Origin of the sequence: Planktothricoides sp. SR001, assembly GCF_001276715.1 — a bacterium.
GTDB classification, from domain to species: Bacteria; Cyanobacteriota; Cyanobacteriia; order Cyanobacteriales; family Laspinemataceae; genus Planktothricoides; species Planktothricoides raciborskii.
This window is the reverse complement of record NZ_LIUQ01000149.1, coordinates 1-1383: the sequence shown is the minus strand read 5'-3', so window position 1 is coordinate 1383 and position 1383 is coordinate 1. Positions and strand designations below refer to the sequence as shown.

Genomic DNA, 1383 nt, shown 5'->3' with positions numbered 1-1383 from the left:
GTGGGGAGTGTGGGAGGCCGCCATCGGAGTGTGGGAGGTGTGGGGTGAATTTTCTGGAGTTGCCAGGTGCCACCTTTGGCGGTGTTGCCCGTGAGTTGGGGGTTGGCGTAGATTGAGGTTTGGGTGATGTGGTGTAGTTTTTGCAGGAATTCTGCCCCGGCATCACCGGCTGCTACCTCACATCCATATATATATAGATGGGCGATATGCCATTTTTCCAGTTGGGAGCGATATTTTTCTAGGTTGCCCAGTTCTAGGGTGCTGTTGCCTAGGTAGAGGGTTCCCGGTGACCCGTGGGAGATTAGGTGCAGAGAAAGAGGAGAGAGAGAAGAGGGGGAAGAGGAGGGATGAGGGGGAAGAGAAAAGATACTCTCTTTTCTCTCTCCTCTCCCCTCTTTTCTCTCTTCAAGGATTTCATTGATTTGCTCGACACCATTCCGGTTGGGGTCAAGGATATGGACAAAGGTGGCCGGTTTGACTCCGGCGGCGAGGATTTGCCATTGGTCAACGTTGGGGTCAATGATGACCAATTCGCGCCGCTGCCCACCTTAGTGGGCAGCGGCGCCCGGGCCATATTTTTCCTGGGATGAGTTGGGGTTGGTGATGTGATTGATTGTAGGCATGACTGATGTATTTTTAACTAATTTGAACGCGCCTTGTGAGGCATAAGAGCCATAAATTTATTTAGCCAAGACACACCCTGATATATATATAAGGAGTTTGTTGTATGTCAATTTATTTGACAAAGCTCCTCTGGAATAAGCTATTTAAATTTATAGCAGGTTTTTCTGATTACATCAAGAATCTTTGATAATTTTTTTTTCATCCAGTATCGCGGTTCGTTCAAAAGTATCTCAGCGGCTTATATTGACTTGTCAGGAGGAGCAAAAGTCTTTATTTACAAGCGTTATAGCTATTTATAGCTTAATAGTTATTAAGTTTTATTTTTCGCTTTTAGGTGATTTTACGATGAGTTTTGTTCACTTCGAGGGACGGTGAAGCACCAGTATTTAGGAGAGGAAACAATAGGTTACAATAGGGAACAATATGGATCATTAGAGGTGACAATAGAGGGAACTATAGGGAGCATTAGAGAGAACAATAGGGATTATTAGAGGTGACAATAGAAAACAATAGGGATTATTAGAGGTGACAATAGGGAATAGAAAAGATAAAAAAGAACTGTCCGGTTTTTATGGCTTATTTTAATTAGATTGGCAACGGGCTGGCAGGGGTATTGGTGACTACTTTATGTATGATATGTTGTCAATACGTTATATACTCTAAATAAGAAACCGGGTTTCTTGGTTAGCTGCGGGGAATAAGAAACCCGGTTTCTGGGTGGTCTGCGGGGACTAAGAAACCGGGTTTCTTGTTGGGATT

General features: G+C 44.0%; 1 protein-coding gene. It reads right to left on the bottom strand.

Translation table 11 applies throughout. The features are described 5' to 3' along the window. On the bottom strand, positions 1–530 hold a 530-nt coding region (locus AM228_RS31445), incomplete at its 3' end, for a DUF4347 domain-containing protein (RefSeq protein WP_156332144.1). Positions 531–1383 lie beyond the last annotated feature (853 nt).